The organism is Agarivorans sp. OAG1 (assembly GCF_037076485.1).
In the GTDB taxonomy this organism is placed as follows: domain Bacteria; phylum Pseudomonadota; class Gammaproteobacteria; order Enterobacterales; family Celerinatantimonadaceae; genus Agarivorans; species Agarivorans albus.
Window position 1 is genome coordinate 4,583,170 of the sequence record NZ_AP028990.1, and the last position, 23,243, is coordinate 4,606,412.

Consider the following 23,243-nt stretch of genomic DNA (forward strand, 5'->3'; position numbering starts at 1 on the left):
TTAAGCCCACTTAACTGCTCACTCACTGCCTTGCCTAAATGGCTAATAAATTGCTGCAAAAACCATCAGCAAAGCTCAATAGACCCTAGTAACAACCTCCCCACAAATTGCAGGCGAAAAAAAAGGAGAAGCAATGGCTTCTCCAATTTTTCTGTCGGTCAACAAAGGTCAGATCTTATTTCTTTCGATATCGCGCCAATCCTTGGAACGATGGAAATAGAGTAATGATAGCGTTTTCTTGATGCAAGCATTTTCCCAGTCAATCACAAGAAACTAGATCGAGCTCACTTAAATTAGAGGCATCCGTGATCTAGATCAAAGAATCGTTGCATTTGATTGCACACCAAGCCTAAGCAACTGTTTTTAATAAATAATTGCTATTTCAACTCGATAATTCCAAGTTGAAAAAAGCAGCGAATTGCGTGAAAAAAGTTGAGCAATATCAAGGGATAAAACGATTATTTAAGTGGCTTTATCACTTATCAGCTCGACAAAGCCACGGTCAGTGAGCAAGCGACTAAATCAGTGAATAAATATCGAAGCGATGGGTTTTAGTACTTAAATGATTATTGGCAACTTTACCTGCTAGAGGTTCTGCATAGCTGGGCCTTTTTACCACTACCCGTTTTTGCGCAGCTTTCAACGCTTGCTCCAACAACAAGTCTGCATCTAAGTCGGCACCTACCAGTAGCTGAAAAACTCGCATCTCTTTTTTAACTTGTGCAGATTTTTTCCGGTGAGGATACATGGGGTCTAAATAAACCACGTCGGCCTGTAATTGCTGATGAGCAAGATCATCAATACTGCTTGCGTATATCAAGCGCATTCGCTCCGTAACCCAAGAGCCAATATCGGCGTCTGCTTTAGCACGTCGTAATCCATCATCAAGTAAGGCTGCCACCCAGGGGGAGCGCTCTAACATGGTGACCTCACAACCCAGGTTGGCTAATACAAAAGCATCTCTGCCTAAACCCGCCGTGCCATCTATAACACTGGGGCGTTGACCTTTTTTAACGCCAACCGCTTTACTCACCGCTTCCGCACCACCATATTGACGGCGATGGGCAACACGGCCCGCTAGAAAGTCGACTTTAACGTCGCCCAATTTAGCCTCATCGCAGTAGCGTAAGGCTAAGCTCTCACCATCTAGCACCAAGCAAAAACCGGTTTCTGGCAGCTGTTCACATCGCTGCATAGCAAAGCGCTCTATTAAGCTATTGGCGTAGTCAGTGTCGGCGGATTGCTCACAATACAAACGTGGCTGCTGGCTGTCCAAGGCAGGGCTCCATAAAGAAATAAAACAAGTTTAACAGATGATGCTTAGTTCAGGACCAACATCTCAATAGGAACGGGCTTGCCAAAATGATAACCCTGCGCAAAATCGACTCCGATGTCGGCCAGCACCTTGTTGATAGCCTCGTTCTCAACAAACTCTGCAATGGTCTTCTTACCCATCACATGAGACATCTGATTAATGCTTTTTACAATGGCGGCATCCATATGGTCGTTTTCTAAATCACGAATGAAAATGCCATCGATTTTGAGGTAATCGATGGGCAAGTTTTTCAAGTAGCCGAAAGATGATAAACCAGAGCCAAAATCATCAAGCGCAATTTTACAGCCTAATTTACGCACCTTGTTAAAGAACTCGGTGGCAACGTCCAAATTAGCAATCGCCACGGTTTCCGTGGTCTCGAAACAGAGCTTGTTCATTGGCAGGGCACTATCTTCCAGCGTTTGCAGCAGCCAAGCAACAAACTCTGCGCTGCCTAAAGACTGCCCAGAGAGGTTCATTGAGCACATATTAAGACGGGTTAAATGCCCAGGGTTTTCCGATAGCCACTGTAATGTTTTTTGAATGACAACTCGGTCAATTTGATCAGCGAGGTTGTAGTTTTCTGCCGCAGGTAAAAATGCCCCAGGAGGCACTACTCGGCCTTCTTCATCGATCATTCTTAATAGTACTTCGTAGTGGAGGTAATCACTCTCACTCGGTTTAACCGGCACAATAGCTTGCGCGTACAATAAGAATCTTTCTTCACGTAGCGCTTTTTGAATACGGGTTACCCATTCCATCTGTCCTTGGCGCTCAAGCAACATCTGGTCGTCCATTTGATATAAATAAACGCGGCTTCGGCCTAAAGATTTTGCAGTGAAACATGCGTTATCAGCTTGGGCCAATACCTCTTGAGAAGAACCCTGCTGCTGCTGGAATAGGGTTACGCCGATACTGCAACCAAAGCTGAACATCCGCTCATCACGAACGTAGTGAGTATCGTTTAGTCGGTCAATCACCAAGTTAGCGAAATCTAAGCTACCTTGTTGCGAGCTATCTTCAAGTAAAATGGCAAACTCATCACTGCCCAAACGAGCCACCACGGCAGACTCTGGGATCATTTGTTCCAATACTCCGGCGACTTGCTTCAAGGCCTGATCGCCCGAACCATGACCAAAGGTATCGTTAATCACTTTAAACTGGGCTAAATCGATAAAGAGCAAAGCGTGTTGCTGCTCACCAGATAGCGAAGAGTTAAGTAACAACTCTAAACGTCGCTCGAAGAATCCTCGATTATAGATGCCGGTGAGCAGGTCAAAATTGGCATGAAAATCAAGCTCTTCTGCCAAGCTACGGGTAGCAGTAATGTCTTCACACACCAACATGAATAAATCTTCTTCTGCCATTCGCACAAAAGATTCTTTAAACCAAAGCTGCTTATTATCACCATTGTTATAGGCGATCTGTCGGGTAACTTTATTACTGCCAATCCCTTCAAGATATTCTAACAAGGATACTTGCTGAGACTGCTCGGCATACAAACTACGAAGCTGAGATAACTCCAATTGTTTTTTAGACATGCCAAGATGTTTAGCAGCCACTTGATTACAGCAAACAATTACCCCCAAGCGGTTCACCAACATTAACAACGCCGGGCTTTGCTCAAACAACAAACGATAGTGTTGCTCACTTTGTTTAAGCTGACGATGCTCTAACTGAATTAACTCTAAATCTCGCAACTCGAGCAATACTTGTTCAACAATACCGTTGGTGGCGCTTTGTGGAGTTAGCGCAAAATCATAAAGTACATTGCGGCTCTCAAGGTTTAGCTCCGCTTGAAATCTGACTTTTTCACCGGCTAAACTTTTAGCAATGGCATCTCGCAGCTGCTGTTTTAAAGGCACTTGATGTTGCCACACATGGCTATCAAGCAAGGAATTACCCACGATGTAATTTGCTCGCTCGCCGAGTAACTCCATCAAAGCTTGGTTTAACAACTGTACGTGACCATTTTCGTCTAACAGAGCGCTGGCTTGCTCGGTAAAAGTAAATACTGACTGAAGATTTTGCTCATGCTCCGCCAACTCTCGTTGAGTGCGGGTTAAAGCTCGCCAAACTCCGTAAATAGCCAAACTAGCAAGTAGCAAAGTGATGCCCACTAACAAAGCGCCTTGATAACGCTGTGGCAAGGTTTTATAAGCTTGCTGATTAAGAAAATGACTATTCTCGGCCAAGTTACCGCGCGATACTTTCCAACGGACTAGCTGCTTATTATCAAACAAATAGGTTTGAGGTCCACGGGCACTAATGGCGATGTCGCGTACATCAGTGCCTTGCAGCACTTGTAACACGGTGTCACCAAGTGCCTGACCCAATGGTTGCGGCAAACTAACAAAACCACCCACCGCACCATTACCTATCGCATGCTGCCATAGGCTATAAATAGGTGCTCTAGACACCATAGATAAAGACTGAACAGCTTGCTCTGTAAGCTGGGTATTACCAATTTGCGATTGCTGTAGAGCCCCCAACAATACTGCTTGCTTGGCACTGAGCAGCGAGGTTTTTGCTTTTACCTCTTCATAGTCTTGGTCTTGCCAAAGGGTATAAGGAATAGCAAATTGCTCTGCCAGCTGTACAAACTCTTTGGTGATATCACTGCTAGCTTCACTATCGTCTACTAGTAAGTAAATTGCTTCTAAATCCGGGATTAGTTGACGGATCAGCAACAGATTTTCACGCATTGGCAGCTGCTCATGAATCCCCGTTATCCGCCGCTCTCTAGGTCCCATATAAGCCGATAGGTCGGCTCCAGCAGCCACAATTGGCGCTTGAAGTATCGCTTCATCTTGCAGGGCTAAAGCAGTGTGTAGGGCTTGCTCGCCCACAGTCACCACTAAGTCAAATTGGTAATAAAGAATGATTTCATTAAGCAAATCGAATTGAGCTAAACGGTAACTAGGATCTTGCGAAGGGCTTGGCTCGATTCGGTGATTAAATAACCACACTGAACGATTACCCACTTGTTGACGCAAACCTCTGTCAAAGCTGGCATCCCACTGTAAACCTGCAGGATAAGAGTTAAGCATTAACACCCGAGCAGTGCGTGCCTCTACTTTTAACGACAATAGCGCTAAACTAAGCAACACCAGCAACAAAATTGGCTTAATCACCTGATTCAGTGAATAGACTCTTATTAATGAATTACTCACAAAAATAAACGGCCACCCTTCACATTTATCACCAATTATTAAGCCTTTATCGACCTTGACACTATCACTAGGCGTAGCCAAGTCACTTCTGTAGAATATGTTACCAAATTGCAGCAAGGTCTATCATATTTATGAATATTTTGATGGCTCTATCACAACTCGAAGTGACCGGAGCCGAAGTCTACGCTACCCAAGTTGGCGATCGACTCACTCAACGGGGTCATCAAGTATTTTACGTATCAGATACCTTAAGTTGTCCGCATAAAGGCCAGCACTTTAGCTTGCGCTTTAACAAACGTAGTCTTCCTCGCAGAGTATGGCACGTATTGTATCTTATCTATCTAATTCTTCGATATAAAATTCAACTGGTACATGCACATAGCCGTGCTTCTGGGTGGTCTTCTTATATCGCCTGTAAGCTAACTAATACGCCAATGGTTACCAGTGTGCATGGTCGCCAACCAGTGCACCGCTCACGCAAAAAGTTTCACGCCCTCGGTTATCATGCTGTCGCAGTATGTGAAAACATCGCTCAGCAAATTATTCGTGACTTAGGGGTGCCTAGCGAACAAGTAAGTGTGGTTCGCAATGGCGTTGATAGCCAACAATTTTCCCCGCTCCCCGCTGCTAATAACGATAAACCCATTATTCAAATCATCGGGCGATTAACCGGTCCCAAAGGCGAGCTTGTTTATCAATTGCTTAAACAATGCATTGATTTAGATGCCAACCAAGTACAAGTGATTAGCGGTAGTAAAGTGGAGCCACGCTTTGCTGAGTTTGAAGATAAGGTAGAATTTTGCGGATACAGCGACAACATTCGCTCGACAATTAGCCAAGCAGATTTGGTTATTGGTGCCGGGCGGGTAGCCATGGAAGCCTTGTTGTGCCAAAAGCCGGTGTTTGCAGTGGGCGAAGCTAAATCTATTGGATTAATCAACTTGGATAACCTACCTACAGCACTTAAGAGTAACTTTGGCGATATTGCTTTAGAAGGTAAAACGGAACTTGCTATAGATTATGAATCAGTCGCAAACCAGCTTAAGCAAGCAATAGTTAGTGCCGGCGTTAGCGACGAATTAGTCACAAGTATTAAAGCTGAATACGATTTAGATGAAGTATGTAAGAAGCTATTAAACGTTTACCAAAGTGCCTATGTTTACACCAAAAAGCGTGAAATACCTATCATCATGTATCACCGGGTAATAAATGATGACAGCCAACACGGGGTGTATGGCACTTACGTTACAGAAGAGCGCTTAGAAGAGCATTTTCAAACTATTAAAACTATGGGATTGACTCCAATTACTTTCAAAGAGTTAGCTAAAATAGGATTGGAACATCGCTTCGATCACGGAAAACGCTATATCATTCTCACTTTTGATGATGGCTACCAAGACAATTATGACCTGCTATTACCCTTACTCAAAAAATACCAATTTAAAGCAGTAATTTATGCGGTAAGTGGCACCGACCATAACCAATGGGACGCAAGCCACCCCATAAAACCAGATCAACGCTTTGAGTTGATGAGCCCAGAAACTATGCGCGACATAGACCGAAGTGGATTTGTAGAGATTGGTGGGCACACTCTGAATCACCCCAAACTCGCTGAACTGAGCGAGCCTGAGCAACAGCACCAAATAGAACAAAACAAAAAAGACTTAGAGACCTTGCTAGGACGTGAGCTCACTACCTTTGCGTACCCCTATGGCAATCATAGCCAGCAGACAAAGCATTTAGCTAAACAAGCTGGCTATGCTTATACTGTAGCCACGGATTCCGGTCCAATAGGCCTGCACCAAGATTTACAGCAAATTCGCCGGATTGTAATGTTCCCCAGCACCACTAAGTTTGGCTTGTGGCGCAAAATAAGAGGAAACTATACCTACCGAAAAGCCATAAACAAGAACAACTGAAGCTTACTTAGCTAGCTCTTGTAGATGGTCTATCAAACCATCTACTATCAACTCAGCCGAAGGGTGTTCTCCATCAAGCTGATAAACGACTTGATGTAAGCCGTTTATCTGTGGCCAATAGCGATGGACTGGCGTACACATAAAAATACCCAAAGTGGGTGTGTGCGTAGTAATGGCTAAGTTTCTAACACCGGTATCTGGTGAAACAAGCACATCAAGGTTCACTAGCTCTTTACGCAGCGACTCTAATGAACCAGCTTCCACTACTCGCAGGTTTTTAATACCTTCTGAGCTCAAAAAGTCCGCTTTCTCTTCTTTACCGACACCCTCATAAAAAATGATCTCGGCATCTGGGTAACGCTGATTAACCAGTTTAATTGACGCGAGACAGGTTGCACGGTCGAACTGTTTTTTTACCGTAGACGCCCCCACAAACCAACCTATCTTGGCCTGCTTGGCGCCCAACCTAGGCACTTCGTTAACCTCCAAAGCAAAATCAGGAGTAGCTAAGGGTTTATGACCAAAGACTCTGAGCTGGTCAATACAACAATTTAACTCTGTACTAAGGTCACTGCGGAAAACACAAAAGTCATGAAACACCCTTTGCTCAATAACACTATAAGGAAAGCCTACTTTGAACCGACATTGCGCAAACATTAGAAATGCTCGAGAGCGGGCGGTACACGAAAGATCAAAAACAAAATCGAATTGACCTAAACCTTGAATATCTTTCCGCGTTTTTAATAAGCTCAGTTTCTTTTCTCGTGCCGTTTCTACAACATGGATCTCATCAACAAGATCATCGGGCATACCAATTTTGTAGTGAGATAACACCGACAACACAATTTTCGCGTTTGGAAAAAGGCGCTTCGCTTCAACAATAAAAGCCCTTACCAGAATTAAATCGCCTAAAGCGGCATAGCGAATGATAGCGATACGTTCTACTTTATTAAAATCTACTCGCGCTATTTGTTGTTTGGCACTAGCTTTCGCATAACCACCACGCTCAATCCAATATTTCTTCAAAAATACTCCGCTACTTAGCTAATAAGCTAAGACTTAAATTCTCTATTTAAACAAACCTGTTTTATGCTTAAACCAATAGCAATAGTTAATCCAATTGCAGGCATATTTGTCTCTATATCTATAATATTCTCGACGAATACGTTTGATCGTGCTCAGCTTTTTTTTCTTCGTATTCTCATCTATTGTTTGCTTGATATCTGAATCTTCACCACGCTGAAACACATAGCGTGGTTCAACACCAAATTGTAAGACCTCACTCAGCTGCTCTTTATCCATGTAATCATCCACCGGATGTATCCAAGAGCTGGCATTTTTCACGAAACGTTTAGCGGCGGAGGGAGTAAGCGCATACGCATGAGCACAATCAGTTTGTCGCATATATTTTACTATCTGCAGAGGTCCAAGCGACTCTTCCTCTACAAACTCACCAACAGGCCACAAAGACCGTAATCGACCACGGCCCAGTTTAATGTATTCATAGCGTGGTAAAACCTCATCTAGCAGGGTAAACACATCGTAAAAATTATCGGGAATAAGCACATCATCTTCGAAAACAAATATGGGCTCATCAAGCTCGATGCACTTTTGCCACATCAAATAATGACTAGCAAAGCAACCTAACTCACCAGCATTAAGGCCAGCACCGCCCTGCCACTTAGCTCTTGCTTCGTCATATTTTTGAAATAGCGGGTGCTCTCCTTTAACGCCATCGACCGCATCAAAGAACTCAAAATCCAATTCCGTCTTAGCCATCTCCCTAGTGATTAGATCTCTACGTCCTGTAGAACGGGATAAACTAATTACAAATATTTTCATCTACAAACCTTGAGTTAATTATGCAAAAGCTTAACTGCTGCATCCAGCAGCTCATCGAGATCAAACTCCTCGATACTCACTTCCTCAGAACGGGTTTTCGCTGCTCGAGTAAATATAGCCTTTGTAGGCTGATAATTAGGTGACCACATAGCAAAGTTTGCTGGGTCTTGACGGTAAATAGCTACCATCGGGGTTTTAAAACAATGTGCGAGGTGCACAGTGGCTGTATCTACACTAATAAACAACTTACTATGTTTGATGAGTGCAGCATTCTGTTCGATTGACTCTGTTCCATCTAAACAAAATACCCCATCAATGGAAGCAGAGATGCTACTAACTAGTTTTTGAGTAACAGGGGAAGCCAAAGCCACAATAGGATAAGAGAAGCGAACCTTAAGCGCTAACAGAACTTCCCTCAACCTTGCTTCCGAAAATGAACGCTTAGAAGTGTTACCAAATGCATTGATCGCTATATAATGATCTTGTTTGTCACCCAAAAACGAAAGCACTTGCTCGTCGATTACGTCGGGTAGATTAAAATGATAGCTAAAGTCATTCACGGCAAAACCTAAGCTCTTTGCGGCTTCAACAAAATATTGCTGGCTATGCTGACCAGCTACCTTGCTTGCTATATTACAATTTATTAGTGCCACGTTATCCGCTACACCAACATTCGCTTTTGCATTTAAGCAACGTAACATCAAGAAATCTCGGGGTTTAAATACCTCTGCTAAAAAAACAACCGCATCATAGTCTGGCAATTCAGAGAGCAAGCTACGGACCTGCCACAACTTAGCACGTTTGGGATAACAGTGAACCTTATCGATATGTGGATCTGCGTCGAACAAATGCCGAGAGTTTGGTGTGCAAAGCACGCCGATGCTTAAATGTTGATTGTTGCTCTTTAACTCTCGATATAGAAAAGATGACACAACGCTATCACCGATCTTGCCATCACCTCGCACTACCAAAATGCTTTGAATGGAACGAGCTGCTTCTAATTTCGCTATTGGTTTATCAAATAACCATTTTCCAATGAAAAAGCTGAGTCGCTCTCTCCATTTGAGTAAACGGCCAAACGTATTATCCTTAAGCAAGTAGTTAACCTTCTCTAATAGCGCAAACTTTAATTAATCGTTGTATTATATCGCACAAGAACTCCTTAAGCCTCAGAATGAGCACTAAAAACTTAAACAGTTTCTTTTAATAAGCAGAGTGAAGCATGAAAAAGATTGGTTACACCACAGGTGTGTTTGATATGTTCCATATTGGTCACCTCAATGTATTACAACGCGCTAAGCTAGAATGTGACTATCTTATCGTTGGTGTAACTACTGACGAACTGTCGATACAAGCAAAAGGTAAGAAACCCATTATTCCGTTTCAAGAGCGACTAAAAATCGTTGAGTCGATTAAGTTTGTTGATGAAGTTGCCCCACAAGTAAACTACGACAAAATGGAAGCGTGGAACAACTTAAAGTTCGATAGAATGTTTGTTGGTGATGATTGGAAAGGCACCGAGAAGTGGACAAAACTCGAAACCTCTTTCAAAGAAATAGGCGTGGAAATTGTTTACTTTTCTTATACAGAGCACACATCAAGCTCAATCTTAAGAAAAGTATTAGAAAACATGTATAAAGAGCAAAGCTAAGATTAACCAGCGAGACTAGTCGCGCTGGTTAATCGCATTAAACACACGTTCACAGTTTTTTTGGTCCTGAAAACTAAAGTATTCTTTTATTTTTAACAGATGATCATCTTGAGGAACAAACTGGTTAGCAAACACCATTCTAATTTTCTCTTCTAACTCTGCTGGTGTATCTGCCACGTAACCTGGAAGGTCACGTCGTATATCGATAAACGCTTTGTTTTTCCTAGCTCCAATAAACTTCTCATAATCAAACTGATAAGAAATAAACGGCTTATTCATATAAACAAAGTCAAAAAACACGCTTGAATAGTCAGTTATCAATAACTTTCCCATCCTTAACAGCTCAGTCACAGAATACTGACCTTGCCTAAGAATATGAATCCGAGCAGAAGAGAATTGGTCTAAATACTTGGAACTTTGCTGAATGTTTTGATGAAGATAGATGGCGATATGGGCATCATTGTCTTCTAGGTACTGCTTAAAACTGTCACTTTGCAATAAAGCTTTGGTTTGATTAAATAGCTCTGTTTCTTGAAAAGCATCGCCTAAATTCTGTTCATCATCTCTGAATGTTGGCATATAAACGATCATATTAGGCCATTTAGCCTCTGCGCTCAAATCAGTCATGCTATCAAAGCGAGGATAGCCAGCGATAACCACCTCGCTATCTTCATACCCGTATTCTTCAGTAAAAATAGCTTTATGCTTCGGTGATAAAGCCATAATTTGAGAGTTAAGCGGAAATACGGTCTTGTGATAAAACTGCTTGCCATTTTTTAGAAACCCAACCCCATGATTAAGCATCACTCGCTTAGCTTTTAAGGTTTTTCGAGTCAGCTTTTTCAAGATGCCTAACTCATCAGGAATCATCCAAAGGCCATGCGTCGAGATAATAGCCTCGGCGTGATACATATAGAAATATTGCTTCCACGAGTCGAGTGCGAGCCACTCTTCATTCGATTGAAACTTGTTAATAGAAGGCGAATCATCTCGAATCACATAATAGGCTTCGATAGACGGCGCATTGCTTTTTATCCAACGAAATAACTCGTAACCATTTTCTTGAGCCTGAGTTTCTGTTTCACATAACAACCAAATTTTCTTCTTGAAAAATGGTTTGCTAAAAAAGTACGCAATTCTCGCAGTTTCAGCTAACAAGGTAGCCGTTGAAACTTTAGCTAAATTAGCCACACATTATCCTATAGAGTAACAATCGAGCGGTTCAAGTGAGGAAGTTTAGTTGCCCACCGCATGAAAACTATAACAAACTAAAGACTAAACACTGACCTGAAGCTCGGCGTTTAGCCGTTCTAACATAGTAAACTAAAAATTGTACGACAAACGCAACTGCAACAAGTCATAGTCTCGAATATTGAACTCACCTTCTGGGTAACCTAAGTTGTTGTCGGTATCATTTGAAGTCTCGCGATATTCAGCGCTGAGTGACCATGTGTCAGATAAGTCGTAGCGAATGTACCCACCTAATAACATGCCATAAGCTTTATTAAATCGGTTACTGTATGAACCACCCGCAAAAGCACCTATGTGGAATTGCTCATAAAATCGGTAGCGCGCATCAACAGCTTTAATATACCAATAAGAGTTCTGTGCTTCGAAGTCAGTAAGATCGCCGACAAAGCCACCACCAAAACCTAACTCAAATTTGTCTGAAAGAATACCGTGATACTCAACAGCTAAGTCACCCGCAGCAAAGTTCTCGTAACCTCGGTGATCGCCAATTTTATGCACCCCTAAGCCAACATGTACGCTCGGTAAAAACTGGGTATCTTTTATCGACAAGGGCTTGGCATTAACAGTGAATGTGGTGCTTAAGAGTACTGCAAGTACTATTTTATAAGTGATATTGTGCATACAATCGTCCATAAGAGTCTTTAGAAGTATCACGTCCAGCTAAGAACCCAGCGGTTACATTTTGACCAAATAGCTTAAACCCATACATCATGTCTAACTCGTAACCAAGGCTGTAGTCTGAATAGTGTTCTTCATTCTTGATAAAGCGAAGAGTAGAAAACAACTGTTCTTGATTACTTAATGTATATTGATACTGAAAAGAAAAAGCGTGTGCACCTGGAGCTTCATTAATATCTTTTCGGTTACCGCCCCCCCAATGCCCCATCACATTTCCATTATTGGTAAAACCATTTCGATACATCCAATGGTTGTACCACTGAGATTGCCAGCTATTCCATTCTAGACGTAAAGATGACTGCTCGGTGAGCAAAGGTAAGTAAACCCCTGCGCCAAAAGTAATATTACCTAAACGATTATCTCGCCCAATGGCAATATCTTCGCCGCCAAACTCAAAATAAATGCTCATTGGTTGGCCAACATCGACATTAAATCGACTATGAATCGCCATCTGTTGATTACCCCAAGCGTCATCCCCCGCTTTATTGTGCTGTACGCATGTTGGACAAAAAAGCGCTTCGAAAATATCACCAAAAGACCTATTTACACCATCACCACCATACTGAAAATTACGGCTAAAGCCTATCTGCCACCAATCAACAGGCATCGCAGTAATTTGATAACTAATCAATTCAGGACGGTCTTTACGGCACTCCCCTTTTACGTTGATACAATCGACTTCTTCTAACTTGCTGTAGAAGATTTCATATTGAAAACGCCAAGATGTTAGCGGTTTAGAGTTACTAAGAGTGATAGAAGGAGATACTTGTGCATGTGTACTCATCAACATCGATGAGTCATTAAAAGGGGAATACCAATGCTCACGCATCCCTACATCTAATTGCATCCAATCAAAACCCAAAGCCACAAATGTTTCAGTGGGCTTGAGCTGATTAGCTTGGGTGTAATGAGCACCTAAGGATAATGCGGCCCAATCAGTTGCTCTCCAGTGTCCTCTCAAGCTACCTTGAATATTGTCCTCAACCTTTTGCCCTCGTGCATTAGCGATACTCTGTTCACCATTGCCTACAGCTAGCTCTAAGTTAGCATCGGTTAAAGCAAGGTTTTGCTCATAACGCTTTAAATAGCTATCAATACGCTTATACAGGGCAGGATAAACCTCAGTAATCATCTCCGCATAATGCCTAACTTGAGTAACCGGGTAAGGGCGCTTCATACCTGGGGCTGATGTGATAGTGATTAGTTTTTCTATATCAGATTCTATAATCCGATTTTGATTTAGCGGTAGGTACAGGGATACTTGCGCTACCCCACCAAAACTAATTAAAGCAAGGCATCCCGCCAGAATATAGCGCCTTAAATGACTAATTTTTGAAAACAAAGGGAAATTCCTTTTTACAACCTATATGTGGAGTGCGCTTCAAAACAACAACTGCAACACCGTATATTTACCGAAGTTAATGCCTGAACCACCTTAGCAAAGAGTACAACAAACTGTCGATATGATATTTGTCACTTACCTCTAAGGAACAGTCAAGTTAGTTGTCACTTTTGTAAACATTTAGGCATTTAGCTCCAATCCAAAATAACTTTGCCACTTTGTCCTGAGCGCATCGCATCAAAACCTTGCTGAAAATCGTCAACACTATAATGATGGGTAATTATTGGGCTTAAATCGAGGCCAGATTGTACCAAAGATGCCATTTTATACCATGTTTCAAACATTTCTCGGCCATAGATTCCTTTAATCACCAAGCCTTTAAAAATTACTTGGCTCCAATCAATGCCCATATCGCTAGGGGGAATACCCAACATTGCCACTTTGCCACCATGATTCATCAGCTCTAACATAGAGCTAAAAGCACTGGGCACACCGGACATTTCTAGGCCTACATCAAAGCCTTCGGTCATGTTGAGTTCGTTCATGGTATCTTTCAACGATTGCTTGGCAACATTAACTACCCGAGTTGCTCCCATTTTTTGGGCTAGGTCCAAGCGGTAGTCATTTACATCAGTTACCACAACATGGCGCGCACCAACGTGCTTACAAATAGCCGCAGCCATTACACCAATAGGGCCGGCACCGGTAATCAATACGTCTTCACCCACTAAATTAAACGACAAGGCACTGTGAACTGCGTTACCAAAAGGGTCGAAAATAGCGGCTAAGTCGTCACTAATCTCGTCGGGTAGTTTAAAAGCGTTAACTGCAGGAATAACCAAGTATTCAGAAAAACAGCCAGTACGATTTACGCCAACTCCAACGGTATTGCGGCACAAATGAGTACGCCCGCCCCGGCAGTTGCGGCAATGGCCACAGGTGATGTGCCCTTCGCCAGAGACTCTATCACCCACCGAAAAACCACGTACTTCTTGGCCAATATCTACAACTTCTCCCGCATATTCATGGCCTATCACCATGGGGACTGGAATAGTCTTTTGTGACCACTCATCCCAGTTATAGATGTGTACATCGGTACCACAAATAGCGGTTTTGTTTATTTTAATCAGAAGATCGTTGTGACCGAGCTCAGGCATGTCGACTTGGGTCATCCAAATTCCAGGCTCTGTTTTTAACTTTGCTAAGGCTTTAATGCTCATTCAATCACCCCCAACTCTTTACCTACTTCTGTAAAGGCTGAAACAGCATGTTCTAGTTGCTCGCGTGTATGCGCTGCTGAAATTTGCGTACGGATCCTTGCTTGGCCTTTAGGTACCACAGGGAAAGAAAAGCCAATCACGTAAATGCCGCGCTCAAGTAATTTGTCGGCAAAGGTGCTGGCCAGTTTAGCGTCACCTAACATCACAGGAATGATGGCATGATCGGCGCCAGCTAAGGTAAAGCCCGCTTGGCTCATCTCAGTTCTGAAGTATTCGACGTTATCCCACAGCTGTTTACGCAGAGCATCTCCTTCAGCGAGTAATTCCAATACTTTAAGAGACGCACTAACAATGGCCGGCGCCAGCGAGTTAGAAAAGAGGTAAGGACGCGAACGTTGACGCAACCAATCAATCACTTCTTTTTTGGCTGAAGTAAAACCACCAGAAGCACCGCCCATGGCTTTACCTAAGGTGCCGGTAATAATGTCTACTCGCTCCATCACTTGATGATACTCGTGAGTGCCACGGCCATGTTCACCTACAAAGCCAACGGCGTGAGAATCATCAACCATCACCATGGCATCATACTTATCAGCTAAATCACAAATTCCTGGCAAGTTGGCAATCACGCCGTCCATGGAGAACACGCCATCGGTGGCAATCAGCTTAAAGCGCACTCCCGCTTCATCGGCGGCTTTTAAGCATTGCTCCAGCTCTGCTAAGTCGTTATTAGCATAACGAAAACGCTTTGCTTTGCACAAACGAACACCATCAATAATCGAAGCATGGTTTAGTGCATCAGAGATAATCGCATCCTCGGGACCCAATAAGGTTTCAAAAAGTCCAGCGTTGGCATCAAAGCAAGAAGAATACAAAATCGTATCTTCCATACCCAGAAACTCACTCAAGCCTTGCTCTAAACGTTTGTGAATATCTTGAGTACCACAAATAAAACGCACCGAAGCAGCACCAAAGCCGTGGCCATCTAAACCCGATTTGGCTGCCTCAATAAGAGCTGGGGAATTGGCTAAGCCCAAGTAATTGTTAGCACAAAAGTTAACAACTTGGCCTTGTTCAACAGCGATAGCGGCTTGCTGCTGAGAGTTGATTACTCGCTCATGCTTATATAAACCGTCATCTTTTACTTGTTGTAAGAGCTGAGAAATGTGTGCTGAGAAAGCGGCTGTCATGGCAAACCCTATTTAAATCCAGAATAATAGCTGAATTATAGTGTTTTATTTGGCAAATACAGCCTTAAATCTAAATTAAAAACTATTCACTGCGTTCAGCACATTTTACGTAATGTTGATGCAAATCTTGATAGATGTTTTGAGACTCATCAGTAAAGTATGGGCGCAAGGTAAACAAGATTTTAAGCACCCCTTGATACAACCGAGGTTTGGTGATTTCGCCACCTTTTAGTTGAGCACTTTGGTAGCCAATCCAAGCACCAATAATAAACTTAACGCTGTCGGCTAATTCAACCATTGTTGCATCGTCACCACTTAGAAAGCGACTCTCGCGCAACTGAAAGAGAATATCTCGGCTCCAATTAGCCAGTTCTAGCTGCAAGGCTTGGTATTTTTGTTCTAGTTCAGCATCTCGCGCCAACAGTTCTAGCAAGTTGGCGTACATAAAACGAAAACGCCACATTAGTTCAAAGCTGGCATCCAAGTACTGCGTTAAGTGTTCTAGGCTTAACCGTTGATCAGCATGAGGACGAAAGCTGCTTTCTAACTGAGCCACGTATAAATCGAAAATGCTGCGGATAATTTCTTGTTTGTTACTGAAATGGTAGTAAAGATTCCCGGGACTAATGCCCAGCTCGGCGGCGATATGATTGGTAGTGATTTGTCTTTCGCCGCGCTCGTTGAAGAGTTTGAGAGAAGTATGAATTATTTTGTCTTTAGTTTTCATTTGGCTAAAAAGTTCTCAATGATATTACGTTGATACCTGCAAACGCTGCCAAAATCCAGTTTTTATTAACTAGATTCAACTGGAAGCACAATTGCTATTCACCTCGCCACAGCATAAAATCCTTAGATTAACGACAATTTTTGGAATGGCAGTATTATGATTATCGTAACAGGTGGCGCGGGCTTTATTGGCGCAAACATTGTAAAAAGTCTCAACGAACAAGGCCATAATGACATCATTGTGGTTGATGACCTCAAAGACGGTACCAAATTCGTCAATTTGGTTGATCTAGAAATCGCTGATTACCTTGATAAAGACGACTTCATAGCCCGTATTGTTTCTGGCGAAGATATTGGCGCTGAATACGGCCAAAAAATTGAAGCCATTTTCCATGAAGGCGCTTGCTCTGCCACCACTGAGTGGGACGGCAAGTACATGATGGAAAACAACTACGAGTACTCGAAAGAGCTATTGCATTACTGCTTAGACCGTCGCATTCCGTTTTTATATGCCTCATCTGCCGCTACTTATGGTGACACAGAGATCTTCAAAGAAGAGAAGCAATACGAAGGCCCACTTAATGTATACGGTTATTCAAAGCTGCAGTTTGATAATTACGTGCGCCGTTTGTTACCCGAAATTGACTCTCAAGTTGTGGGCTTTCGCTATTTCAACGTATATGGTCCTCGCGAGCAACACAAAGGCAGCATGGCCAGTGTAGCTTTCCACTTAAATAACCAAGTAAATGACGGGCAAAACCCTAAATTATTTGAAGGTTATGACGGCTATGGCAATGGCGGACAAAGTCGTGATTTTGTTTACGTTGGCGACGTGGTAAAAGTAAACCTATGGTTCTGGAAAAACCCAGACCAAAGCGGTATTTTCAACCTAGGTACAGGCCAAGCAGAACCTTTCCGTGCGGTGGCTGAAGCGGTAATAAACTATCACCAAAAAGGTGAAATTGAGTACATACCATTCCCTGATCACCTAAAAGGTCGTTATCAAAGTTTTACCCAAGCAAATATCGACAAGCTGCGCGCAGCCGGTTACGCAGAACCATTTAAAGATGTTGCTCAAGGGGTCGCTGAATACATGGCCTGGCTAAACAAGTAACAAAAAATACTCAAGGGGCGACAGGCCCCTTTTTAACATAGGTTATGAATGAAAATTCTGGTGGTAGGCCCATCTTGGGTAGGCGACATGGTGATGTCGCAAAGCTTGTACAAAACTCTTAAACAACTGCACCCAAAGGCGCAATTGGATGTACTAGCGCCAGATTGGTGCCGCCCTATGCTAGAGCGGATGCCCGAAGTAGACAATGCACTGCGCATGCCCTTAGGCCACGGTGATTTACAGCTTACCACCCGTTGGAAGTTAGCCCGAGAGCTAAAACAAAACCACTATGATTGGGCTATTACCCAACCCAATTCTTTAAAATCAGCATTAATCCCTTGGTTTGCCGGCATTAAGCAACGTACTGGTTGGAAAGGGGAGAGCCGCTACGGCCTGCTGAACGATTTGCGCAGCAACAAACACGACTTCCCATTAATGGTGGAACGTTATGTTTCCTTGGCTCACCCTAAAGCGTCGATGCAATCAGCAGCTGATCTGCCAACTTATCTGCACCCTCAGCTACAAGCCAACCAAGCGAATCAGCAAGAGGCTTTGGCTCAGCTAGCGTTAGACACACAGCATCCTATATTAGCCTTGTGCCCTGGCGCAGAATTTGGCCCAGCAAAGCGCTGGCCAGAGCAACATTACGCTCAAGTGGCAGCCCACTGGATTAATGAACGCAAAGGTCAAGTATGGATTTTTGGCTCAGATAAAGATCAAGCCGTGGGAGCGCAAATCATTAGCCACGTCCCACAAGAGTTGCAACAGTACTGCCACAACCTTGCAGGAAAAACTAAGTTAGCTGAAGCCATCGATTTAATGGCACTAGCTACTTTGGCGGTAAGTAATGACTCAGGTTTAATGCACATCGCGGCAGCGCTAGAGTTACCGTTGATCGCTATTTATGGTTCATCTTCACCAAAATACACACCACCACTAACCGAAAATGCCGCTATCTTGCATACTGATATCGATTGTCGCCCGTGTTTTAAAAAGACTTGTCAGTTCGGCCACCTAAAATGCTTAACTGAACTAGCACCAGAGCGCGCAATTTCGTCTATTGCTGATTTATTGACTTAACTACACTTACTTTATTTAACGTTGTCGAGACTCCCTATGAGCACAAAGCCTCCGGTTATATCAATAGTTTGCCCTTGCTTTAACGAGCAAGATACAGTGGGTTTATTTATCGATACCATGCTGCCAGAACTTGAAAAAACCGAGCTTAGTTTCGAAATTATTTTTATAAACGACGGCAGTCGCGATAACACCTTAGCCGCACTCAAAGATTTGCAAAAACAACACGCTGGAATAAGAGTCATTAATCTCGCCCGCAATTTTGGTAAGGAAGCAGCACTTACCGCAGGGATAGATTTATCTAAAGGCCAAGTGATTGTTCCCATTGATGTTGATCTACAAGATCCACCCGAGCTTATTCATGACTTCATTCGGGAGTGGAACAATGGTTACGATGTTGTTGTAGCTAAACGTGTTGATAGAACCAGTGACAGTTTCGCCAAAAAGCTCAGTGCTGAATTGTTCTACAAATTTCACAATAAAATATCTCATGTGAAAATTCCGGAAAATGTCGGTGATTATCGGCTAATGACTCGCAGAGTTGTGTCTGCCATTCAACAAATGCCGGAAAATCAACGCTTTATGAAGGGTATGTTTTCATGGGTTGGTTTTAAAACGAAAACTGTAGAATACAAGCGAGACCCTCGAGTCGCAGGTGAAACCAGTTTTAATGGCTGGAAGCTGTGGAATTTCGCCCTAGAAGGCATTACCAGCTTTAGTACTGCTCCGCTGCGCATCTGGTTGTACATTGGCTTAGCTATTTCTACTTTAGCGTTTATTTATGGCAGCGCTATTGTCATTAAGACACTACTATTTGGTATCGATGCCCCTGGTTACGCTTCGTTAATAACAATAATGCTATTTTTAGGTGGGGTACAACTAATCGGTTTAGGTGTGTTAGGCGAGTATATTGGCCGTTTATTTATGGAGTCAAAACGCCGACCTATCTACATTGTCGAAGAAGACAACTAAACATGGCTCACTTAATAGCTAAGCTATTTAGTCTTCGCATCGCGCGATATGGTCTTACTGGGGTTATTGCTACAACGATTCACTTTGTTTTGGCTTTGGCGGTTTTACAGTACTGGCCGCAAGCTTTTGCTTTGGCTAACTTTGTTGGTTTTAGCTTAGCATTTGTTTTCTCCTACCTATTACAAACTTGTTGGGTATTTCAAAACCAACCTTCATTAAACAATGCCTTGCGCTTTTTTGTGGTGCAGACTTCAGCCTTGTGCTTATCTATCTTATTATCATCTTTACTTAACGATTTTTCGAATATCATTAAAGTTGCGGTAGTGATTGTTTTACTACCTCTTGTTACCTTTGTTATCCATCGCTGCTGGACATACTCCCAAGCAGAAATCCATAAACCTTAACTAACCTACAGAGCTCAATTGTGTCTTTAAACCAACAAATTGAAAAACATTTCACACTAATTTACTGGTCTATCTTTGTTAGCTCTGTTGCTTTATTACTTGTATACGCTAGCAACCAAATCCTCACCGGTGATCAAACCCAAATGCTATTAAAAGGCTACTTGGGTGCCTATCACGGAACGTGGTTAAGCTATGGTAATGCAGCCAGTGTAGTGGGTAATGTACCTGGTTCATTGTCCAGTTTATTGGTTGGTTTACCTTTACTCGTTTGGGACTCTCCTTGGTCACCAATGTTGCTGTTACCCTTTATTCGTTTAATGTCATTCTTCCTTTTCGATCATGTAATTAAGCAATGCTTTAGCCCTGTAGTGAGAATTGGCTTCGCCGTACTATACCTGTTAAGCCCATGGTTCCTATTCGACAGCATCATTTATAACCCCGCTTATTTATGTTTTTTTGCTGCCCTGCATTGCTGGACAGCATTCAATATGAGAGAGAAAAGCAGTTTTATTTCTAGCTTTTTGCATGTTGTAGCTATTGGCTTAGCCATGCAAATTCATTACTCATGGCCAATTTTAGCCGTGATGTCAGCCTACCTATATTATCGGGGTATCATTAAAGTAAGTTGGTGGGGTTTAATTGCCGGTGGCTTAGCCGTATTGGCCAGTTTGGTCCCCTATTTCATGGAAGTATTGCAGAACTCCTCAATTCAAGGCCAAGATAGCGAACGATATATTGGCTGGGGTGCGGTCAATGTTTACCCGGTACTCAAAGCCGCCTTGTATTGGCTACGCTATAGCTCTTTCTTGTTTACCAATCGCATTATTGTTGATGCTAATTTTCATTGGCTCACCGATATAGAGTGGCTAAGAATGGTTGTTGATTATATATGGCAAGCAATACTCTTTACGGTAGGCGGTATTACCGTTATATGTGCTTGGGTAGTTAACAAAAAAGCTTGGAAGGTTGTCAAACCGCATTGGCGAAGCAGACAAGCATTAAATTTAGCCTCATCTGAATGGCTAATGCATTACGCGTTTTCTGCGTTCTTAGGCATTATTATCTCGGCAATGCTATCGCCGATTATTTTCTCTTATTGGCACCTAATCATTGCCTTTGCTTTTGCCTTGCTCCCGGTGCTTTATTACGCCGAATATTGGCAAAATAAAAAACCAGAAAAACTAGCAAAGCTAACAACCATAATTGCAGCTTATTTCCTTGTAGTAAACCTTGTCGCTAGCCACGACAGCAACAAGTACTCTTATCTAATTAGCTACCAAGAGCAGGTTGATGCCTACCTAGAAGAACAAGGTTTAAGCATAGAAGACCTAATAGAAGAAAATAAAAGTAACTAAATAACCATGCGTATTTTTTATAACATCTTGCTACTTTTAGTCTTGCCCTTAGCCATGTACAAACTGTACTGGCCAAGAGCTGGTAAACCTTCGGTAGGTAAGCGTTGGCCAGAACATTTTGGTGTAAGTAAAAAAGTATCAGCGGTTGATGTATGGTTCCATGCTGTATCAGTTGGTGAAGTATTGGCGGCCATTCCTTTAATTACTCAACTAAAGCAGCAGCAACCACAATGCAAAATTTTGCTGACCACCACTACCGCTACAGGTGCTGAGCAAGCGCAATCAAAACTGGCGGATTTAGTCATTCATCGCTATGCGCCCTTTGATCTATGGCCCTGTATTCGCTGGTTTCAGCATTTACACAAACCCAAGCAGCTATGGATTATGGAAACCGAACTGTGGCCAAATTGGCTGCAGCTTTGCCAAAGCCAAAACATTCCGGTATCGCTTATCAATGCCCGTATGTCACAACGCTCTTGCCAACGCTATTTGCGATTTAAAGGCTTTAGTCAACGCTTATATGGGCAATTGGGGCAAGTATTGGCGCAACACCAAGATGACGCACAGCGCTTTAATCAATTGGGAGTTACAGCAGCCAACTTGGTGGTAACAGGTTCCATAAAATACGATCTACCCGATACCAAAAACATACAGCAACAAGCAGAACAACTTCGGCCTAGTTTGTTTGGTGAGCGCCTAATATGGATTGCCGCCAGCACCCACAAAGGCGAAGACGAGAAAGTGCTTGAGGTGATGCAACAGGTTCGTAAGCAGCTTCCCGACAGCTTACTAATATTGGTCCCCCGACACCCTGAGCGTTTCGACCAAGTGGCCGAATTAATTGCTAGCAGCGGCTTTGATTGCGCTCGTCGCAGCCAACAGCAAAGCCCTGAAGCAAAAGATGCAGTGTATTTAGCCGATACCATGGGCGAGATGCTGCTGATGTATGCTTGCTCAGATGCCGCCTTCATCGGCGGTTCTTTAGTGCCCATTGGCGGGCATAATTACTTAGAAGCAGCTGCGCTAAGATTACCCTGCGTTGCTGGCGAACATGACTTTAACTTCTCAGATATCAGCCAACAGCTCCAAGCCTGCGGCGCACTTAAACTTAGCGCCGACACCGAGCAACTGGCTAATTGGCTTAAAGCATGGTTAAGCGATGCTGAAGAGCGCAACAAAGCGGGGGACGCTGGCTTGTCTATTGTAAAGCAGAACCAAGGCGCTTTAGCGCGCAGTCTAGCGGCACTGTTGAACTAAAGGGCTTGTTGATAACAAGCAACAAAATACTGCCAGTCAGACTCTAGCCAATGGCAATAACCAGGCTTCGCCTGTTCTTTTTCTAAAGAGCGGTAGAATCGAGCAAGGTTAGCTTGCTGCCATTTCTTTCTCGGTCGACAAATACGGCCATTATCAAAGTCAATCAACCAAACCCGCTGTTGGTCATCAACCATGATGTTACGTAAGTTGAGGTCGGCATGATAAACCCCAGCCCGATGAAACTGTGCTATCGTTTCGGCAATTTTTTGCCATAGATCTAAAGGTAATCGACGCTCGCTAAGCAACTTAGCAAGATCTTTAGCGCCACTTATGCGCTCTAAAATTAAATCCGCCTGGAAGCTCAAGCCTTTGCGTTTAACCCTGCCAGCAATCGGCACAGGTGCAGGAAGCGCCAAGGTTTGTAGTTTCATCAACAGCGAGAATTCTTTCCATACTCGACTGCGCTGTAGGCTTGAATACAAATAGCGGTCATTGCTCAATTTAGCGACTAAGCCACCACGGTGATAATGGCGTAATACAAATTCTCGATGTTCAAAACGAAAAAACAGGGTCTTACCTCGGCCCATCGCTTGGCCTACCACTGCTCTATTTTGTTGCCAATGGCGGGGCTCAAAATAAGCATCACTTACCTGCTGCCACACTGCTGGATTATAAAATAGCCAGCCGTCAGCGGTTTTCTGTTTTTCAATCTGCATAGTTATCGCTTGTGAAACAAATCTCAGCAATTTTACAACGC

20 protein-coding genes are annotated in these 23,243 nt (G+C 43.1%); 8 read left to right on the forward strand and 12 right to left on the reverse strand.

The window, feature by feature from the left end; translation table 11 throughout:
* Positions 1-517 precede the first annotated feature (517 nt).
* Entirely contained in the window at positions 518-1,195 is a 678-nt protein-coding gene (locus tag OAG1_RS20825) for a class I SAM-dependent methyltransferase (RefSeq protein ID WP_338626452.1), read from the reverse strand.
* Positions 1,196-1,320: 125 nt separating this feature from the next.
* The gene (locus OAG1_RS20830) at positions 1,321-4,488 is read right to left on the reverse strand and encodes an ABC transporter substrate binding protein (RefSeq protein ID WP_338622630.1); all 3,168 of its coding nucleotides are present in this window, start codon (positions 4,486-4,488) and stop codon (positions 1,321-1,323) included.
* 131 nt (positions 4,489-4,619) lie between these two features.
* On the opposite strand from OAG1_RS20830, the gene OAG1_RS20835 reads away from it, so the two are divergent.
* Positions 4,620-6,407, forward strand: a complete 1,788-nt coding sequence (locus OAG1_RS20835; protein ID WP_338622632.1) for a polysaccharide deacetylase family protein — start codon at positions 4,620-4,622, stop codon at positions 6,405-6,407.
* Between the two features lie 3 nt (positions 6,408-6,410).
* Here OAG1_RS20835 and OAG1_RS20840 read toward each other — a convergent pair whose 3' ends face one another.
* From OAG1_RS20840 to OAG1_RS20850, 3 genes are read right to left on the reverse strand one after another with little or no spacing between them, the layout of a single operon-like run.
* Positions 6,411-7,433, reverse strand: a complete 1,023-nt coding sequence (locus tag OAG1_RS20840) for a hypothetical protein (RefSeq protein WP_338622634.1) — start codon at positions 7,431-7,433, stop codon at positions 6,411-6,413.
* Between the two features lie 42 nt (positions 7,434-7,475).
* Positions 7,476-8,249, reverse strand: coding sequence for a glycosyltransferase family 25 protein (locus OAG1_RS20845; protein ID WP_338622636.1), 774 nt, complete (start codon positions 8,247-8,249; stop codon positions 7,476-7,478).
* Between the two features lie 14 nt (positions 8,250-8,263).
* Positions 8,264-9,346 (reverse strand): glycosyltransferase family 9 protein, encoded by a 1,083-nt coding sequence (locus OAG1_RS20850; protein ID WP_338622638.1) that lies wholly within the window; start codon positions 9,344-9,346, stop codon positions 8,264-8,266.
* A gap of 125 nt (positions 9,347-9,471) precedes the next feature.
* Between OAG1_RS20850 and OAG1_RS20855 the strand changes: the two genes are divergently transcribed.
* Complete coding sequence (locus tag OAG1_RS20855) at positions 9,472-9,900, forward strand: adenylyltransferase/cytidyltransferase family protein (RefSeq protein WP_016400128.1); 429 nt, start codon at positions 9,472-9,474, stop codon at positions 9,898-9,900.
* Positions 9,901-9,915: 15 nt separating this feature from the next.
* Here OAG1_RS20855 and OAG1_RS20860 read toward each other — a convergent pair whose 3' ends face one another.
* The 6 genes from OAG1_RS20860 to OAG1_RS20885 form a co-directional block, all read right to left on the reverse strand.
* Positions 9,916-11,091: a CDP-glycerol glycerophosphotransferase family protein gene (locus OAG1_RS20860; protein ID WP_338622641.1), complete on the reverse strand. Its 1,176-nt coding sequence runs from the start codon at positions 11,089-11,091 to the stop codon at positions 9,916-9,918.
* A gap of 132 nt (positions 11,092-11,223) precedes the next feature.
* Positions 11,224-11,772: a hypothetical protein gene (locus tag OAG1_RS20865; RefSeq protein ID WP_338622643.1), complete on the reverse strand. Its 549-nt coding sequence runs from the start codon at positions 11,770-11,772 to the stop codon at positions 11,224-11,226.
* Positions 11,753-13,171: a capsule assembly Wzi family protein gene (locus OAG1_RS20870; RefSeq protein ID WP_338622645.1), complete on the reverse strand. Its 1,419-nt coding sequence runs from the start codon at positions 13,169-13,171 to the stop codon at positions 11,753-11,755. The genes OAG1_RS20865 and OAG1_RS20870 overlap by 20 nt, the downstream gene beginning before the upstream one ends.
* A gap of 188 nt (positions 13,172-13,359) precedes the next feature.
* Complete coding sequence (tdh, locus tag OAG1_RS20875) at positions 13,360-14,385, reverse strand: L-threonine 3-dehydrogenase (RefSeq protein WP_338626453.1); 1,026 nt, start codon at positions 14,383-14,385, stop codon at positions 13,360-13,362.
* A gap of 2 nt (positions 14,386-14,387) precedes the next feature.
* A complete protein-coding gene (locus tag OAG1_RS20880) occupies positions 14,388-15,581 on the reverse strand; it encodes a glycine C-acetyltransferase (RefSeq protein ID WP_338622647.1) in 1,194 nt (397 codons plus the stop codon).
* Positions 15,582-15,663: 82 nt separating this feature from the next.
* Positions 15,664-16,308 carry a TetR/AcrR family transcriptional regulator gene (locus OAG1_RS20885; RefSeq protein ID WP_338622649.1) on the reverse strand — a complete coding sequence of 215 codons (645 nt, stop codon included), beginning with the start codon at positions 16,306-16,308 and terminating at the stop codon, positions 15,664-15,666.
* A gap of 156 nt (positions 16,309-16,464) precedes the next feature.
* Here OAG1_RS20885 and rfaD point away from each other — a divergent pair, with 156 nt between their 5' ends.
* Genes rfaD through waaA form a run of 6 tightly spaced genes read left to right on the forward strand, consistent with a single transcriptional unit; the run spans position 16,465 to position 22,486 of the window.
* Positions 16,465-17,421 carry an ADP-glyceromanno-heptose 6-epimerase gene (gene rfaD, locus OAG1_RS20890; RefSeq protein WP_016400135.1) on the forward strand — a complete coding sequence of 319 codons (957 nt, stop codon included), beginning with the start codon at positions 16,465-16,467 and terminating at the stop codon, positions 17,419-17,421.
* Between the two features lie 48 nt (positions 17,422-17,469).
* Positions 17,470-18,501 carry a lipopolysaccharide heptosyltransferase II gene (waaF, locus tag OAG1_RS20895; protein WP_338622651.1) on the forward strand — a complete coding sequence of 344 codons (1,032 nt, stop codon included), beginning with the start codon at positions 17,470-17,472 and terminating at the stop codon, positions 18,499-18,501.
* A gap of 36 nt (positions 18,502-18,537) precedes the next feature.
* Positions 18,538-19,470, forward strand: coding sequence for a glycosyltransferase family 2 protein (locus OAG1_RS20900; RefSeq protein WP_338622653.1), 933 nt, complete (start codon positions 18,538-18,540; stop codon positions 19,468-19,470).
* A gap of 2 nt (positions 19,471-19,472) precedes the next feature.
* Positions 19,473-19,874 (forward strand): GtrA family protein, encoded by a 402-nt coding sequence (locus tag OAG1_RS20905; RefSeq protein ID WP_338622655.1) that lies wholly within the window; start codon positions 19,473-19,475, stop codon positions 19,872-19,874.
* Positions 19,875-19,894: 20 nt separating this feature from the next.
* Positions 19,895-21,229 (forward strand): 3-deoxy-D-manno-octulosonic acid transferase, encoded by a 1,335-nt coding sequence (locus OAG1_RS20910; protein ID WP_338622657.1) that lies wholly within the window; start codon positions 19,895-19,897, stop codon positions 21,227-21,229.
* Between the two features lie 6 nt (positions 21,230-21,235).
* On the forward strand, positions 21,236-22,486 hold the full coding sequence (waaA, locus tag OAG1_RS20915) for a lipid IV(A) 3-deoxy-D-manno-octulosonic acid transferase (protein WP_338622659.1): 1,251 nt from the start codon (positions 21,236-21,238) through the stop codon (positions 22,484-22,486).
* Here waaA and OAG1_RS20920 read toward each other — a convergent pair.
* Complete coding sequence (locus OAG1_RS20920; protein ID WP_338622661.1) at positions 22,483-23,202, reverse strand: 3-deoxy-D-manno-octulosonic acid kinase; 720 nt, start codon at positions 23,200-23,202, stop codon at positions 22,483-22,485. The genes waaA and OAG1_RS20920 overlap by 4 nt on opposite strands.
* Between the last annotated feature and the right edge of the window lie 41 nt (positions 23,203-23,243).